Below are 17,987 nucleotides of genomic sequence, written 5' to 3'. Positions count from 1 at the left end.
AGCCCGCCATCCGAAGATGGCGGGTATTTACTGGGTTACATCATGATTTGGTTATTCTGTAGCAGCGTCACCAAATCCGTTTGCACGTCAGCCAGCGTGACAACCTGCGTAAATCCATGCTGTCCGCCCTGACCGTCGATATCGACACTGATCACGGTGTCGTTACCTACCACATCTACTTTCAGGTAGTCCTCCAGACCTTTTGATTCCGCGTCCAGTTCCATCTTCCCGTTGTTCTCGAAGAAGGTTACCGGACCGCTGTAATCGACAAGGTCGCTGAGGTTGAGCGTATCGGCATCACTGTCTTTCTCCACGTTGCCCACTTTAAAGCCGTGAACCGTGTCGTGACCGTTGCCGCCAGTCGCATCGTTTTCCATCCCTTCCAGCACGTTGTACATCAATACATCGTTTCCACCGTTCATCAGGTAGAAGGTGTCATTTCCACCCTCTCCTGCAATCACGTTGCTAAACGAGTTATCCGTAATGGTGTCGTCCGTCTGGGTACCGACAATCTTCACGATGTCTTCCAGCTTACCGCCCGCAGAGGTGAATCCAGTCCACATGTTGACGGTTACCCCTTCGTTCAGTGCGCTGTAGTTCATCGTTGAGACATCCGGGCCTTTGATAACCAGCTGATGGTTAGCCAGCAGGGTTTCAAGGTCAACTTTGGTATCCGCGATGGTCAGCACCTGACTTGCGCCGAAACCGGAACCGCTGCCGTCACGGTCAATGCTCAGGATGGTGTCCTTACCGTTGTAGGTAACGGACAGATACTGAGCAATTGCATCACCCGCATCGATGGTAGCAACACCATTGATATAGTGCGCAGCACCGTCAGCATCACCTGCATAGCCGACCAACAGGCTGCTGATATCGATGATATCCGCTTTCCGGGTCGCTTCCACGGTACCGACAACAAAGCCATGGACCACATCGCTGCCATTACCGCCGGTGCCGTTGGTTCTACCATTCTCCTGGACCTGGTATTTCAACGTATCCTGACCACCGCCTTTCCCGTCATTGTCGAGATAGAAGGTGTCCGCACCCGCACGGCCTTCGAAGTAGTTGTTAGCCGCATTACCGGTAAAGGTGTCGTTTCCACTACCGCCAGCCAGACCTTCGACATTCACAAACTGTGCGCTACCGAAGCCCGTATTCTGCATACCGGTCTTATTCAGATCGATATTCAGAGGCGTGCTTCCCGCCAGTTTGTAGTCAACAATGTCCAGGCCACCGGTATTGTTCCACGACTTCACGCCGGAAACGGTTTCTGTACCACCTGCCCCGTTGTAGAGGTCATTGCCCAACGTTGCGAAGAAGGTGTCGTTATAACCCGTTCCCACGATACCTGTGGTATTGGTGCCACCCGATGCGCTGGCGTTTGCCACGTTATTTTCTGACTCGGTCGTCAGCACATACGCGTGGTTACCTTCCGCCGCGGTCAGGCCGCCCCAGGCCTTGTTCACGTTCTGAACGGCCTTGCCGTCTACCGTAGCAACCCCACCAACGTTAGATACGGCTCCCCCCGTAGAACGCAGAATGACCGCGCTGTACGACTTGGTCGCATCCAGATTGTAGAAGTCCACGATAGCGGTACTGTCGTTCGTCTGGTTACCTGACTGGGCGTTGATGATCTGGGTGGAAACCACCTGACCAGTCGCTTCATCAATCAGCTGTACGGTGTTACCGAACAGGGTGTTGATGCCGCCTTCGTCAAGAATACGCAGATGAATCGACGTACCGTGCGCCACCTCGTTCTTGTTCTCGATGTAGGTTGTCGTGCCACCGCTGGTAAAGGCCAGCAGATCGCGATCGCCATCCCAGTCGACGTCAATCGCGATTGCGCCAGTCACCTGCTGAGCCGTAGACGAACCACCGATGGTGCTCTTACCGACCTGCGTTAACAGGTTGGAGGTCGTGAAGCTCGTGTTACCGTTCACCGAGGTGTTGGTATACAGGTTGATTGGCCCTGTCGCCGCCGCATCGTTGATACCGCCAGAGGAAGACTCCATACCCGGCAGTTCGATGACGTCCGTCTTACCGTCGTGGTTCCAGTCCAGCGCCAGAGAGGCACCACCCGCCAACGTATCGTTGAAGGTATACATACCCGTCGGGTTGCCGATACCGTTATTGTCTCCATCATCGGACAGTAACTTGCCGTTGCCATCGTTGAAGTGAATACGGCTGGCATATTCCCCGGCGTTGTTGCCCGCACTCGAATCGGAGGTTGTGCTTTCGCTTCCTCGGCCCAGGAACAGGTCCAGATAACCATCGCCGTTGTAATCACCCCAGGTCATGGCCACACCGTTACCGATATCCGGGTCACTGTCGGAACCACGCTGGAAGACGTTGTCAACAATCTGCGTGACCTTCCAGTTGCCGTTGTTGGTACCGTTAACCACGACCAGACGCGCCTGGTTAGTACTGCGCGCAGCCGAACTGTCGGTCGCACCATTGGCATCGATACGCGAACCATCCGCAACGATGTTTTGACTGTGCATTACAAAGTCAACGATACCGTCGTTGTTGATGTCCACGCCGGACAGTTCCATATCCGGTTGCGACTGATCCAGACCAATTGGATCGTAGCCAGAATCTGCCGCATAGTCGGTCGCGAAGGTCCCGTCTTTGCTCATACCGACAACGGTACCATCGTTGTTCAGTACGATTTGCGAACCATAGCCACCGCGGATAGCACTGTCGTTAGGCGTCTGGTCACCGTTGATCATATCAACGTAACCGTCACCGTTCTTATCGATAGCAACAATACCGCCGTACCAGCTCCAGGTGTTCGCACTGCCGTCCGTGTTCGCATCACCGGCAAACTCGCCGGTCTGCGGAGCTCGTTCAAAGGCCCCCACCTGGTAGGCGGTATAGGTCGAACCGTTGTAGTAGAACATCTGCTGGCCGTCGTCATAGTTACTGTCAACGGTAAACAGATCCATCATGCCATCGCGGTTATAGTCGATGAATGTGGCGTTCTGCACATAGTTGTTCGAGCTGTAGCCCGTGCCGGAGTTACTCTGCAAGCGGGTTGTAGAGAAATCGCCCAGAGAAGACGACGACGTTGCCGTCGAATCCAGCATGGTCTGGTTAGAGTGAATACGCCATACGCCGTCTTCACTCAGGGTTACGGAAGTCGCTTTCTGATCCGGATCGCCGCCACCTGCACCGACACTTACCTTCGGTGTTGGAGAAACGACCAGTTCATTCGACGAATCATCCGCCGCGATCTGCACACCTGCAGCGTCGAACAGCACAGCCTTAACGTCATATGTCCCCACGTTCAGCGCATCAGCATCCGGGATTTGTACATACCAGGTGTTGTTACGCATATCGACCACAACCTGCCCGTTCTGGGAGCTGTAGGTCTTACCGTTTACGGTGACTTCAACGTATTCACCCTGCTGGATCTCAAAGCCCGTAGAGCCAGAAACGATTGGCGTTGTGTCCAGCGTATCCTGCTTATTCACGAGGAGATTCAGGTCGACAGTGATCGCAAAGTCACTGGACGGCGTCCCTTCGTTGCCGACGTTATCCGCCACAACCGCACGGAAGGTGTGGGTCATGTTGTCATCCAGCGGCGGCAGCTCGAAGCTCCAGGTGCCATCAGAGTTAACCGTCGCGGTGCCCAGCATGGTGTTGCTGCTCACATCATAGATGCGAACTTCATCACCGGCTTCCAGCGGCGTGCCCGTTACCTTACCGTTCAGGACAGGCTGACGGTCATCCGTCGAGGTGTTACCCGGCATGTTACCCGTTACCAGACCCACATCATCGGTGTAGCTGGTGATGCTCACGGTCTGAGTCGGCGCGTCCTGATCGATGGTCAGCGCGAACTCAGCAGAAGGTGCTGATTCGTTGCCTGCCACGTCCACTGCCACAACAGTAAACTTGTAGGTGTTGGCATTGACCAACCCATTTACGGCCATCGTCCAGGTATGGTTAGCGCGATCCAGCACGGCCAGGCCGAGCAGGATGCCATCCTGATAAACACGGATAGACTCTGTGGTTTCAAGATCGCCGCTCCAGCTACCCTGCAGGATCGGGGACGTATCGTCAGTACTGGTACCGCTGCCCAGGATCAGGCCGGTATTCGTACCCACATCGTCGTGATAGCCATCGATTGACAGGGCAACCGTAGACCCCTGCGTATCAACCGTGATATTCACCACACCTGTTGGTGCGCTGGTGTTACCCGCTTTATCCGTAACGGTTGTCGTGAAGGCGTGATCGCCATCCGCCAATGCCGTACCTGGCGTCCAGTCCCAGTTGCCAGTGCTGTCAACCGTGGTGCTGCCAATGACTTTGCCGCCATCAAGGATGTTGACCGTACTTCCCGCCTCAGCTTTACCGCTAAAGGTAGGTTTATTGTCATCGGTCACATCACCGTCTTGCAGATTACCCGTAATCGGTGACACATCATCCGCGATCAGGATATCCGTGGCAGGATTTGGGGCTGTTGCATCAACATCAATGCTATAGACCTGGCTCTTCTCACTTTCCTGACCGGCCGTGTTGGTCACCGTCACAGTAAAGTGATAGCTGCCATCTGCCAGTGCCGTACCCGGCGTGAAGCTCCAGTGACCATTCGCATCCAATGTTGTGGTGCCCACAACCTGGCTGCCGTTGTAGATTGTAACGGTATTACCCGCAACGCCGGACGCCGTACCGTGCAGTGTCGGTGTGGTGTCTTTGGTCAGGCCGCCATTACTCAGCTCGACGTTTGCGCTGCCCGCATCATCCGTAATGCCATCAATCACAGGCACACCCGGCGCAGAGGACAACGTGACATCGTAGCTCGTAGACGGTTTCGCGGTGTTACCCGTCGTATCCGTTTCCGTTACGGTCAGTTTGTTCAGGTCGGCATACAGCGCATCCGATACCGTCAGCGTCCATGTACCATTGGCATCGACCTTCGTCGTACCCAGTACTTTCGTCGCGCCGCTGGCATCCGTGGTGTAAACGGTAATCACGTTACCGATTTCAGCCCCGGTACCTTTAATGACAGGACGACTGTCATCCAGTACACCGCCGCTTTCCACTTTACCGGTGACGCTGCCATAGTTATCGATCACTTCCGTGATCGCCACTTTGCTCCCATCCGGCGCGGTGTAGTCGGTGGTCAGAATGAAGTCCGCAGACTTGTCACTGACGTTGCCGGCTTCATCCGTGGCCGTCACGTAGAAGGTGTTTTTGCCTTCCGGTAACTTGCTGCCCGGTTTGAAGTTCCATGCACCGTTGCTGTTCGCGGTGACTGAACCCAGCAGGGTGCCGTCAACGGTGTAAATATTGACGGTGCTGCCCGCTTCAGCCGTACCGTGCAGGATTGGCTGCGGATCGTCAGTGACATCGTTGCTGTTCAGATCGTCCTTGACCGTCCCCACCTGATCTTCCGCGTAATCGATACTCGGACGGTTCGGTGCTTTACTGTCAATTTCGAAGCTGAAGGTGCTGGAGGTATCCTCTTTACCCGTCAGATCTTTCGCGGTTGCCGTAATGTTATGTACGCCATCGCCCAGATCGCTGGTAGGCGTAAATACCCAGGTGCCACTGGCATCGGCCTTGACGCTGCCCAACACCACGTTGCCATCCATGATGGTGACAGTGCTGCCTGCTTTCGCCTTACCGCTGATTTCCGGACGTGCGTCGTCAGTGACGTCGTTCGCCTTCAGTTCACCCGTGACGCTGCCTTTATCATCCATTACGCGGACGATGGTGACCGGAACGCTGGAGGTATCAAGCGTGACGGTAACACCGGCATTTTCAGCCCCCAGGTTGCCTGCTGAATCTTCAGCACGCGCGGTGAAGGTGTATTCTCCATCCACCAGAGAACCGGTGGTGTAAGTCCAGTTACCGTTCGCGTCTGCAACCGCAGTACCGTTTTCCTGGCCGTTCACATAGATGTGAACAACGCTGCCTGGCTCTGCTTTACCGCTGATCGTCGGTGTCGCATCGTCAGTGGTATCGCCATTGGACAATGTACCGGTCTGTGGACCTTCGTTATCGCTCACGATAAAGCCTGTGACCTCACCCGGCGCGCTGGTATCTACCGTGATTGGGAAGCCGCCAGTCTGCGGGCTTACCTGACCAATGTCGTTAATCGCTTCCGCGACAAACGTATGAACGCCGTCCGCCAGTTTCGGCGTATTGAAGCTCCATTTGCCCTGGGCATCGGCCTTGGTTTCACCCAGCAGGGTGGTACCGTTCGGGCCGCCATAAATGCGAACCGTGACACCGGCTTCAGCCGTACCCGTCAACAACAAGGTGTTGTCGTTGGTTGTCGCATCCTTTTGTAATGGCCCGGTATGCGGCGCAACATCATCTTCCACACTGCTCAGGGTCGGTGGCAGCGGCTGACCGCCAGCATCGATCTGAATAATGTATTCCGGTGATGCCGCCGTGGTGTTACCCACGCTGTCGGTCTCTTTCACCGTCAGGTTGTACGTCCCGTCAGGCAGGGCTTTCGTGACCTGAAGTTCCCAGGTGCCGTCAGCCTGTACTTTCGCGGTGCCGATCACCTTGTCGCCGTTATAGACGGTGATGGTGTTACCCGGCTCTGCGCCCGTACCCTTGATCAACGGCGTGTTATCGTCCGTCTTACCACCCGAAGCAATCGATCCGGTGACGGAACCAAAATCATCCACCACATCGGTAATGCTCACTTTGCTCACGTCCGGGGCGGTGAAGTCCAGGGTCAGGACGAAGTCGTCCGATGCCACACTGGTGTTGCCCGCCTTGTCGGTGGTCGTCACGTGGAAGCGGTGCTCGCCTTCCGGCAGTTTCGCCACCGGTGAGAAGCTCCAGGTGCCGTCAGTTTTCGCCGTCACTTCGCCCAGCAGGCCGTTCTGATCGTAGATCTTCACGGTGCTGCCCGCTTCCGCCTTGCCGCTCAGGGTCGGGGTCGGATCGTCGGTGGTGCCGCCGTTCGCCAGGTTACCCTGCACGCTGCCCACGTCGTCCAGCGCCGCGTCGATGGTCGGTTTCACCGGTGCATCGGTGTCGATGGTCACGGTCCAGCTGCTGCTGGCTGACTCGTTGCCCATCGGGTCCTTCGCCGTGGCGGTGAAGGTGTGGTCCCCGCGGCCCAGGTCCACGCTCGGCGTGAAGCTCCAGGTGCCGTCCGCGCCCGCGGTGGTGGTGCCCAGCACGTTGCTGCCGTCCATGATGGTCACGGTGCTGCCCGCCTTCGCCGTGCCGCTGATTTGCGGACGGGTGTCGTCGGTGAGCGCGCCCTGCGACAGGCTGCCGGTCACGCTGCCGGTGTCATCGGTCACGGCGGTGATTTCCACCTTGCCCGGGACCACGTCAACGGTGATGACCACGTGCGAGCCTTCCGGCCCGGTGTTGCCCGACGGATCGGTGACGGTGGTGGTCAGGTCGTGTGCGCCGTTCGCCAGCGGCTGGTCCGGGGTGTAGCTCCAGGTGCCGTCCGGGTTCACCTTCGCGGTGCCGATGACCTGGCCGTTGTCGATGATGTTCACCGTGCTGCCCGGCTCGGCCTTACCGCTCAGGGTCGGGGTGTTGTCATCGGTGGTGTCGCCGCTCACGACCGGGCCCTGGTACGCACCGACGTTGTCGGTGACCAGCAGGTCAGAGGCCGCGTCCGGGGCTTTTGTATCGATAACGATACCGAAGCCGCCGGTTGGCTCACTGGTGCGCCCCACGCCGTCGGTGACGGTGGCGGTGAAGTTATGGCTGCCGTCTGCCAGCGCCGTACCCGGCGTGAAGCTCCAGCTGCCGTTGCCGGCCACGGTGGTGGTGCCAATCAGACGACCGTTGTCGTAGATACTGATGGTACCGCCCGCCACGCCGCTGCTGCCGCTCAGGGTCGGGGTGGTGTCGTTGGTGACATCGCCCTTCTGCAGGTAGTCCGCATGCGGGGCCACGTCGTCATAGACGGTGTCCAGCGTCGGTGCCTGCGGCGGTACGGTAGCCACGTTGATGATGTACTCGCCGGACGGACCGGAGACGTTGCCCACGCCGTCGGTCTCTTTCGCCGTCAGGGTGTACTTCCCGTCCGGCAGCGGCGTGGTCGGCTCCAGGGACCAGGTGCCGTCAGCCTGTACTTTCGCGGTGCCAATCACCTTGTCGCCGTTATACACGGTGATGGTGTTGCCCGGCTCTGCGCCCGTCCCCTTGATCAGCGGACGGTTGTCGTCGGTTTCTTCGCCGGAGGCAATCACGCCTGCGGTGTTCACGTCGTCATAGACTTCGGTGATCGCCAGCTTGCTCGCGTCAGGCGCGGTGTAGTCCAGGGTCAGGACAAAGTCGTCTGACGCAGAACTGGTGTTGCCCGCCTTGTCGGTGGCCGTCACGTGGAAGCGGTGCTCGCCTTCCGGCAGTTTCGCCACCGGTGAGAAGCTCCAGGTGCCGTCGGCTTTCGCCGTCACTTCGCCCAGCAGGCCGTTCTGATCGTAGATCTTCACGGTGCTGCCCGCTTCCGCCTTGCCGCTCAGGGTCGGGGTCGGATCGTCGGTGGTGCCGCCGTTCGCCAGGTTACCCTGCACGCTGCCCACGTCGTCCAGCGCCGCGTCGATGGTCGGTTTCACCGGTGCATCGGTGTCGATGGTCACGGTCCAGCTGCTGCTGGCTGACTCGTTGCCCATCGGGTCCTTCGCCGTGGCGGTGAAGGTGTGGTCCCCGCGGCCCAGGTCCACGCTCGGCGTGAAGCTCCAGGTGCCGTCCGCGCCCGCGGTGGTGGTGCCCAGCACGTTGCTGCCGTCCATGATGGTCACGGTGCTGCCCGCCTTCGCCGTGCCGCTGATTTGCGGACGGGTGTCGTCGGTGAGCGCGCCCTGCGACAGGCTGCCGGTCACGCTGCCGGTGTCATCGGTCACGGCGGTGATTTCCACCTTGCCCGGGACCACGTCAACGGTGATGACCACGTGCGAGCCTTCCGGCCCGGTGTTGCCCGACGGATCGGTGACGGTGGTGGTCAGGTCGTGTGCGCCGTTCGCCAGCGGCTGGTCCGGGGTGTAGCTCCAGGTGCCGTCCGGGTTCACCTTCGCGGTGCCGATGACCTGGCCGTTGTCGATGATGTTCACCGTGCTGCCCGGCTCGGCCTTACCGCTCAGGGTCGGGGTGTTGTCATCGGTGGTGTCGCCGCTCACGACCGGGCCCTGGTACGCACCGACGTTGTCGGTGACCAGCAGGTCAGAGGCCGCGTCCGGGGCTTTTGTATCGATAACGATACCGAAGCCGCCGGTTGGCTCACTGGTGCGGCCCACGCCGTCGGTGACGGTGGCGGTGAAGTTATGGCTGCCGTCTGCCAGCGCCGTACCCGGCGTGAAGCTCCAGCTGCCGTTGCTGCCCACGGAGGTGGTGCCAATCAGACGACCGTTGTCGTAGATACTGATGGTGCCGCCCGCCACGCCGCTGCTGCCGCTCAGGGTCGGGGTGGTGTCGTTGGTGACATCGCCCTTCTGCAGGTAGTCCGCATGCGGGGCCACGTCGTCATAGACGGTGTCCAGCGTCGGTGCCTGCGGCGGTACGGTAGCCACGTTGATGATGTACTCACCGGACGGACCGGAGACATTGCCCACGCCGTCGGTCTCTTTCGCCGTCAGGGTGTACTTCCCGTCCGGCAGCGGAGTGGTCGGCTCCAGGGACCAGGTGCCGTCGGCCTGTACTTTCGCGGTGCCAATCACCTTGTCGCCGTTGTAGACGGTGATGGTGTTGCCCGGCTCTGCGCCCGTCCCCTTGATCAGCGGACGGTTGTCGTCGGTTTCTTCGCCGGAGGCAATCACGCCTGCGGTGTTCACGTCGTCATAGACTTCGGTGATCGCCAGCTTGCTCGCATCCGGGGCGGTGTAGTCCAGGGTCAGGACGAAGTCGTCCGATGCCACACTGGTGTTGCCCGCCTTGTCGGTGGTCGTCACGTGGAAGCGGTGCTCGCCTTCCGGCAGTTTCGCCACCGGTGAGAAGCTCCAGGTGCCGTCAGTTTTCGCCGTCACTTCGCCCAGCAGGCCGTTCTGATCGTAGATCTTCACGGTGCTGCCCGCTTCCGCCTTGCCGCTCAGGGTCGGGGTCGGATCGTCGGTGGTGCCGCCGTTCGCCAGGTTACCCTGCACGCTGCCCACGTCGTCCAGCGCCGCGTCGATGGTCGGTTTCACCGGTGCATCGGTGTCGATGGTCACGGTCCAGCTGCTGCTGGCTGACTCGTTGCCCATCGGGTCCTTCGCCGTGGCGGTGAAGGTGTGGTCCCCGCGGCCCAGGTCCACGCTCGGCGTGAAGCTCCAGGTGCCGTCCGCGCCCGCGGTGGTGGTGCCCAGCACGTTGCTGCCGTCCATGATGGTCACGGTGCTGCCCGCCTTCGCCGTGCCGCTGATTTGCGGACGGGTGTCGTCGGTGAGCGCGCCCTGCGACAGGCTGCCGGTCACGCTGCCGGTGTCATCGGTCACGGCGGTGATTTCCACCTTGCCCGGGACCACGTCAACGGTGATGACCACGTGCGAGCCTTCCGGCCCGGTGTTGCCCGACGGATCGGTGACGGTGGTGGTCAGGTCGTGTGCGCCGTTCGCCAGCGGCTGGTCCGGGGTGTAGCTCCAGGTGCCGTCCGGGTTCACCTTCGCGGTGCCGATGACCTGGCCGTTGTCGATGATGTTCACCGTGCTGCCCGGCTCGGCCTTACCGCTCAGGGTCGGGGTGTTGTCATCGGTGGTGTCGCCGCTCACGACCGGGCCCTGGTACGCACCGACGTTGTCGGTGACCAGCAGGTCAGAGGCCGCGTCCGGGGCTTTTGTATCGATAACGATACCGAAGCCGCCGGTTGGCTCACTGGTGCGCCCCACGCCGTCGGTGACGGTGGCGGTGAAGTTATGGCTGCCGTCTGCCAGCGCCGTACCCGGCGTGAAGCTCCAGCTGCCGTTGCCGGCCACGGTGGTGGTGCCAATCAGACGACCGTTGTCGTAGATACTGATGGTACCGCCCGCCACGCCGCTGCTGCCGCTCAGGGTCGGGGTGGTGTCGTTGGTGACATCGCCCTTCTGCAGGTAGTCCGCATGCGGGGCCACGTCGTCATAGACGGTGTCCAGCGTCGGTGCCTGCGGCGGTACGGTGGCCACGTTGATGATGTACTCGCCGGACGGACCGGAGACGTTGCCCACGCCGTCGGTCTCTTTCGCCGTCAGGGTGTACTTCCCGTCCGGCAGCGGCGTGGTCGGCTCCAGGGACCAGGTGCCGTCAGCCTGCACTTTCGCGGTGCCAATCACCTTGTCGCCGTTGTAGACGGTGATGGTGTTGCCCGGCTCTGCGCCCGTCCCCTTGATCAGCGGACGGTTGTCGTCGGTTTCTTCGCCGGAGGCAATCACGCCTGCGGTGTTCACGTCGTCATAGACTTCGGTGATCGCCAGCTTGCTCGCGTCAGGCGCGGTGTAGTCCAGGGTCAGGACAAAGTCGTCTGACGCAGAACTGGTGTTGCCCGCCTTGTCGGTGGCCGTCACGTGGAAGCGGTGCTCGCCTTCCGGCAGTTTCGCCACCGGTGAGAAGCTCCAGGTGCCGTCAGCTTTCGCCGTCACTTCGCCCAGCAGACCGTTCTGATCGTAGATCTTCACGGTGCTGCCCGCTTCCGCCTTGCCGCTCAGGGTCGGGGTCGGATCGTCGGTGGTGCCGCCGTTCGCCAGGTTACCCTGCACGCTGCCCACGTCGTCCAGCGCCGCGTCGATGGTCGGTTTCACCGGTGCATCGGTGTCGATGGTCACGGTCCAGCTGCTGCTGGCTGACTCGTTGCCCATCGGGTCCTTCGCCGTGGCGGTGAAGGTGTGGTCCCCGCGGCCCAGGTCCACGCTCGGCGTGAAGCTCCAGGTGCCGTCCGCGCCCGCGGTGGTGGTGCCCAGCACGTTGCTGCCGTCCATGATGGTCACGGTGCTGCCCGCCTTCGCCGTGCCGCTGATTTGCGGACGGGTGTCGTCGGTGAGCGCGCCCTGCGACAGGCTGCCGGTCACGCTGCCGGTGTCATCGGTCACGGCGGTGATTTCCACCTTGCCCGGGACCACGTCAACGGTGATGACCACGTGCGAGCCTTCCGGCCCGGTGTTGCCCGACGGATCGGTGACGGTGGTGGTCAGGTCGTGTGCGCCGTTCGCCAGCGGCTGGTCCGGGGTGTAGCTCCAGGTGCCGTCCGGGTTCACCTTCGCGGTGCCGATGACCTGGCCGTTGTCGATGATGTTCACCGTGCTGCCCGGCTCGGCCTTACCGCTCAGGGTCGGGGTGTTGTCATCGGTGGTGTCGCCGCTCACGACCGGGCCCTGGTACGCACCGACGTTGTCGGTGACCAGCAGGTCAGAGGCCGCGTCCGGGGCTTTTGTATCGATAACGATACCGAAGCCGCCGGTTGGCTCACTGGTGCGGCCCACGCCGTCGGTGACGGTGGCGGTGAAGTTATGGCTGCCGTCTGCCAGCGCCGTACCCGGCGTGAAGCTCCAGCTGCCGTTGCTGCCCACGGAGGTGGTGCCAATCAGACGACCGTTGTCGTAGATACTGATGGTGCCGCCTGCCACGCCGCTGCTGCCGCTCAGGGTCGGGGTGGTGTCGTTGGTGACGTCGCCCTTCTGCAGGTAGTCCGCATGCGGGGCCACGTCGTCATAGACGGTGTCCAGCGTCGGTGCCTGCGGCGGTACGGTGGCCACGTTGATGATGTACTCACCGGACGGGCCGGAGACGTTGCCCACGCCGTCGGTCTCTTTCGCCGTCAGGGTGTACTTCCCGTCCGGCAGCGGCGTGGTCGGCTCCAGGGACCAGGTGCCGTCAGCCTGCACTTTCGCGGTGCCAATCACCTTGTCGCCGTTGTAGACGGTGATGGTGTTGCCCGGCTCTGCGCCCGTCCCCTTGATCAGCGGACGGTTGTCGTCGGTTTCCCCGCCGGAGGCAATCACGCCTGCGGTGTTCACGTCGTCGTAGACTTCGGTGATCGCCACTTTGCTGGCGTCAGGCGCGGTGTAGTCGGTGATCAGTACAAAATCATCTGATTCCGGACCCGTGTTACCGGCCTTATCGGTTGCGGTAGTGGTGATATGGTGCTCACCCTCTGGCAGCGCGGTGGTTGGCGTAAATTGCCAGCCGCCATTTTCGTCCACCACGGTAGAACCAATCAGCTCCCCGTTATCATAGATATCGACACGGCTGCCCGGCTCTGCGGAACCTTTAAAGGTTGGGTTCGCATCATCGGTGGTGCTGCCGCTGCTCAGATCGCCACGGCTGGAGCCGACGTCATCAGTCGCAACACCAATAACCGGTTTTTCCGGTGCCACGGTATCGACAGAGATATCAAAGGACGGAGAGGTCACGTCGTTTCCGGCCGGGTCTTTGGAAATCACGGTCAGGCTGTGATCGCCATCGGCCAGATCCTGTTCAGGAGTGAAGGTCCAGTTGCCGTCCGGATCCACCACAGTGGAGCCCAGTACATCGTCACCATCCATGATGGTCACGGTGCTGCCTGGCTTACCTTTACCGCTCAGTTCAGGACGTGCGTCATCGGTCACGGTGCCTGGCTTCAGGTTGCCCACGATCGGCCCCTGATCATCCACCACTTCACCCACGGTCACCTGGTTTGGATCCGGGTCGACGGTGAAGGAGATCCCCGGAGACGGTTCACTGGTATTGCCAGACGGATCGGTCACGGTGGTGGTGATCTCATGCTCGCCTTTAGCCAGAGGCTTATCTGGCGTGTAGGACCATTTACCTTCGTCATCAACGATGACGGAACCGATCTTCTCGTCGTTATCATAGATGTCCACCACGCTGCCCGGCTCGGCTTCGCCGCTCAGGGTCGGGGACTGATCGTCGGTGGTGTCGCCTGGACCTACCGGCCCCTGCTTGTCGCCCACGTTATCATTGATAACGATATTTTCTGCCGGAGACGGTGCCGCAGTGTCAATCACGATCGGGAAGCTGCCGCTGGTGCGCGCGTTGCCCGCTGCGTCAGTCGCAGTGACGGTGAAGGTGTGCTGACCATCCGCCAGCGCAGTATCCGGGGTGAACGACCACTTACCGCTGCTGTCCGCCTTGACGGTGCCAATCACTTTCCCGTTGTCGAGGATAGACACAACGTCGCCCGGTGCAGCGCTGCCGCTCAGGGTTGGGGTGGTGTCGTTGGTGGTTTCGCCTTTCTGCATTGGGCCGACGTGCGGCTCGGCGTTGTCCACAACGCTGTTGATGGACGGCTCGGTGCTGACCGGGATCAGAACGGTAATGTCGTAAGACGGTGCTTCACCCGCTACGCGGTTGCCTACTGCGTCCTGGGTTTCCAGCGTCAGCTGATTAAGCCCTTCCACCAGCGGTGTATCCAGTGCCAGCGTCCAGGTGCCTTCACTGTTGACCACGGCTGAGCCCAGCAGATGTTTGCCGTTAGCATCCGTGCTGTAAACAAAGACGGTGCTTCCCGCTTCACCAATACCATTGATAACCGGTTTGCTGTCATCGGTGATTTCACCGCTGGCCACGTTACCCTGACGGCCGCCGACATCATCCATTACGGACGTAATGTTCAGTACATCGCTGCTTGCCACTGGTGGGGTGTAGTCGGTCACCAGCACAAAATCATCCGATTCCGGACCGGTGTTGCCCGCTTCATCCGTTGCGGTGGTGGTGATATGGTGCTCACCTTCTGGCAGAGGTGTGGTTGGCGTGAACTGCCAGGCGCCGTTGTCGTCCGCAATCGTCGAACCAATATGCTCACCGTTGTCATAAATATCGACACGGCTGCCCGGCTCTGCAGAGCCGTTGAAGGTTGGGTTTGCGTCGTCGGTGGTGCCGCCGTTGCTCAGATCGCCACGAATTGTTCCCACATCATCCGTTGCGGATCCCAGTACAGGTTTTTCCGGGGCGGTCGCATCAACGGTAATATCAAAGGAAGGAGAGGTCACCTCGTTTCCGGCCGGGTCTTTGGAAATCACGGTCAGGCTGTGATCGCCATCGGCCAGATCCTGTTCAGGGGTGAAGGTCCAGTTGCCGTCCGGATCCACTACGGTGGAGCCCAGTACATCGTCGCCATCCATGATGGTTACGGTGCTGCCTGGCTTACCTTTACCGCTCAGTTCAGGGCGGACATCATCGGTCACGGTGCCTGGCTTCAGGTTGCCCACGATCGGCCCCTGGTCATCCACCACCTCACCCACGGTCACCTGGTTTGGATCCGGATCGACGGTGAAGGAGATCCCCGGAGACGGTTCACTGGTGTTGCCAGACGGATCGGTCACGGTAGTGGTGATCTCATGATCGCCTTTAGCCAGAGGCGTGTCTGGCGTATAGGACCATTTACCTTCGTCATCAACGATGACGGAACCGATCTTCTCGTCGTTATCGTAGATGTCCACCACGCTGCCCGGCTCAGCTTCGCCGCTCAGGGTCGGGGGACCATTGTCGGTGGTGTCGCCGACCCACCGGCCCCTGCTTATGCCACGTTATCATTGATAACGATATTTTCTGCCGGAGACGGTGCCGCAGTATCGATCACGATCGGGAAGCTGCCGCTGGTGCGCACGTTGCCCGCTGCGTCAGTCGCCGTGACGGTGAAGGTGTGCTTGCCATCCGCCAGCGCTGTATCCGGGGTGAACGCCCACTTCCCGTTGCTGTCCGCCGTGACGGTACCAATCACTTTCCCGTTGTCGAGGATAGACACAACGTCGCCCGGTGCAGCGCTGCCGCTCAGGGTTGGGGTGGTGTCGTTGGTGGATTCGCCTTTCTGCATTGGACCGACGTGCGGCTCGGCGTTGTCCACAACGCTGTTGATGGACGGTGCAGTACTCACCGGGATCAGCAGATTGATGTCGTAAGACGGCGCTTCACCGGCAACGCGGTTGCCCGCCGGGTCCTGCGTCTCCAGGGTCAGCTTGTTCAGGCCTTCCGTCAGTGGAGTTTCTGGTGTCAGGCTCCAGGTGCCATCACTGCCTACCACCGCTGTACCAATCAGGTGTTTGCCGGAAGAGTCGGTGGTGTAGACAAAGACGGTGTTCCCGGCTTCACCGATACCACTGATGAGCGGTTTGCTGTCATCGGTGATGTCACCGCTGGCTACATTGCCCTGACGATCGCCTACGTCATCCGCAACGGCGGTAATATTCAGAACATTTGCTGAAGCATCAGGCGCGGTAGTGTCAACTTCAAACTCCAGCGCTTCCGAGGGGTCGCTGGTATTGCCCGCCTTATCCGTCTGCGTAACGGTGATGCTGTGATCGCCTTCACCCAGCGGTTTCTCTGGTTTCAGCGTCCAGTTGCCTTTATCGTCAATAACGGTTGTGCCAAGCACCTCGTCACCATCATAAATGGTCACGGTGTCGCCCGGTTCGCCTTTACCGCTGAATACCGGACGGGTTTCATCCGTGACGTCACCGCCTTTCAGCTGGCCCGTAATCGGCCCGGTATTATCCTGGGCATCGGCCATATCCGGTTTGGCTGGCGGCGTGGTATCCACAATAATCTGAATCGGATCGGAAGGATCGCCTTCATTGCCGAGCGGATCTTCCTCAACGACCACGACATTATGTTCACCCTCGGCAAGTTCATCCTTAGGTGTAAATGACCATTTACCTTCGTCGTCGACGATAACCGAGCCGATCTCTTTATCATTGTCTTTGATAATGATGGTATTGCCCGGTGTTCCCTCTCCACTGAAAGAAGGCTGACTGTCATCCGTCAAATCGCCCGGTTTGAGCGGACCGGTTACCGGACCGGTATTGTCAATGACCTCAGGCGTTTCTGCTTTTCCCGGAGGTTCAGTCAATACAATAAAATCACGCTCATCAGACGGTTCGCTGACGTTACCCGCTTTATCCGTCTGGCTGACCGTGATGCTGTGGCTACCGTCAGTGAGGTTTTCGGACGGTTTGAAATACCAACGGCCATCCTCGTTAACGGTGGTTTCGCCGATCTTTTTACCGTTATCGTAAATTGCGATCGTTGCGCCAGCTTCACCGGTGCCGCTCATTTCCGGTTGAGGATCGTCGGTGTAAGCATCATCATGAATTTCACCGGTGGTTTTACCCACTTTGTCCATGATGTGTTCAATCGTCGGCGCTTTTGGCGCAACCGTATCAACGACGATGACAATCGGGTCTGATGGAGGACTCGCGTTGCCGTCAGGATCTTTTTCCACGACGGTCAGCTCGTGCTCGCCTTCGCCCAGTGGCTTATCAGGCGTATAGCTCCACTCGCCTTCATCATCGACGATAACGGAGCCGATCTCTTTGTCGTTATCGTAGATATGGATGGTGTCACCAGGCTTACCTTTACCGGTCAGCGTCGGCGTTGAGTCATCGGTTGTATCACCTGATTTTAACGGGCCTTTGATTGAGCCTTCATCATCCATTGTGGTGCCGATGCTCGGCTTATCAGGCGTGGAGTGGTTATCGCCGTCGTCTTTGTCCATCTCAGACAGCGCGAAAGCAGCCCCTACACCCGCCGCCGCAAGTGCAAACCATCCCAGCATGCCAAACAGCATGTCGTTGTCGTCATCCGGTGCCGTCAGAAGAGGCCCACCCGCGCCTAACGGTTCTCCGCCTAACGCCACAGGAGACATGCTGCCGTCAGCCATCAGATAGCCGGTGTCGTAGCTTTCGCCCGACAGAGGAACATAGGCGTAGAGTAATCCATCTTCCGCCATGCCCATCAGCACCGGGTTGTTAGGATCACCATTGAAGTAATCTTCAATAATTATGCTTGGCTGTGTATCGCCTTCCTGGATAATGTGCAGCGCCTTGTCTACGCGCTGCAGCGTAATATTTTCTGGAGCGAAGTCGTCGTTAATATTCTTCAATAAATATTTATTGCCGGGGATAAGTTTTACCTTAACCGTCCGGCCTGCATCTGCGGTCAACAACCGAGTTTTTCCGTCTCCGTTATTGACCGCTAAAATGACTTTATTGTCCGTCATACTTAAAGTCCTTGGTGAATTTCACTCACTAAATTGTGGATATATAAACATTTTTGTTGATACACCCTGAACTGCCTTACGTTGAAACCTTTCTGAGATAATTCATGTCCACAGGGTT

Annotated in this window: 2 protein-coding genes; both read right to left on the bottom strand. The window is 59.5% G+C overall.

The window, feature by feature from the left end:
* Nucleotides 1-35: 35 nt before the first annotated feature.
* Nucleotides 36-15,395, bottom strand: a complete 15,360-nt coding sequence (locus tag ACQG19_RS04495) for an Ig-like domain-containing protein (RefSeq protein ID WP_426725990.1) — start codon at nucleotides 15,393-15,395, stop codon at nucleotides 36-38.
* On the bottom strand, nucleotides 15,392-17,869 hold the full coding sequence (locus ACQG19_RS04490; protein ID WP_426725821.1) for an Ig-like domain-containing protein: 2,478 nt from the start codon (nucleotides 17,867-17,869) through the stop codon (nucleotides 15,392-15,394). Before ACQG19_RS04490 ends, ACQG19_RS04495 begins: the two co-directional genes overlap by 4 nt.
* Nucleotides 17,870-17,987: the final 118 nt, after the last annotated feature.

This window comes from Enterobacter cloacae complex sp. 277I4, from assembly GCF_050031465.1.
GTDB classification, from domain to species: Bacteria; Pseudomonadota; Gammaproteobacteria; order Enterobacterales; family Enterobacteriaceae; genus Enterobacter; species Enterobacter cloacae.
This window is presented reverse-complemented; position numbering and strand designations above follow the sequence as displayed.

Bases quoted from the DNA above. Each gene is read 5' to 3' on its own strand.
- ACQG19_RS04490 (WP_426725821.1), bottom strand. From the start codon at position 17,869: ATGACGGACAATAAAGTCATTTTAGCGGTCAATAACGGAGACGGAAAA.